General features: G+C 35.4%; 1 protein-coding gene. It reads left to right on the top strand.

All coding sequences use genetic code 11. From position 1 onward, the window contains the following. A partial coding sequence (locus ELQ09_RS08200) for a penicillin-binding transpeptidase domain-containing protein (RefSeq protein ID WP_279586233.1) occupies positions 1 to 257 on the top strand: 257 nt, incomplete at both ends.

Here is a 257-nt window from a genome sequence, read left to right as displayed (position 1 = left end):
CCTATGCAGATTGCTAGATATACAGCTCAAATTGCAAAAGGTGCTGAAGTTGTACCTCACTTTCTAAAAAGTGTAGAAAATAACAATACTATCACAGAAGATAAAGCGCAAGATAGTAATGAAATTTTCACCCTTTTTGAAAAAAGTCAACTCCCCTATATAAGAGATGCGATGTATGCGGTTGCTAATGAGCAAGGAGGTACTTCTTATCATTATTTGCGCAATTTAGAAGTAAAAGTTGCTGCTAAAACAGGAAC

Source organism: Campylobacter sp. CH186 (genome assembly GCF_004378925.1).
Taxonomy (GTDB): Bacteria; Campylobacterota; Campylobacteria; order Campylobacterales; family Campylobacteraceae; genus Campylobacter_D; species Campylobacter_D jejuni.
This window is presented reverse-complemented; position numbering and strand designations above follow the sequence as displayed.